The sequence below is a fragment of the Pseudoduganella buxea genome (genome assembly GCF_009720835.1).
GTDB lineage: Bacteria > Pseudomonadota > Gammaproteobacteria > Burkholderiales > Burkholderiaceae_D > Rugamonas > Rugamonas buxea.
The window spans coordinates 1-269 of record NZ_WNKZ01000306.1 but is presented as its reverse complement, the minus strand read 5'-3'; the positions used below and the strand labels follow the sequence as shown (position 1 = coordinate 269).

General features: G+C 48.7%; 1 rRNA gene. It reads right to left on the bottom strand.

The annotated features are described in order from the left end of the window. Positions 1 to 100, bottom strand: a 5S ribosomal RNA gene (gene rrf, locus GM672_RS28035); the annotation flags it as partial. Positions 101 to 269: the final 169 nt, after the last annotated feature.

Here is a 269-nt window from a genome sequence, read left to right as displayed (position 1 = left end):
CTACTTTCACACTGGTTGCAGCACTATCATCGGCGCAAAGTCGTTTCACGGTCCTGTTCGGGATGGGAAGGGGTGGGACCGACTTGCTATGGTCATCAGGCATGACTTGTACAGACCGCAGCTCTCGGTGGAGCAGCTGCAATCTTGAATCTGGAAGAAGTAGTTTTTTGGGGTAGTGCTCAAACACTGGCAAATGCATATAACCGTCAAGGTTATAGGGACAAGCCTTACGGGCAATTAGTATCAGTTAGCTTAATGCATTACTGCAC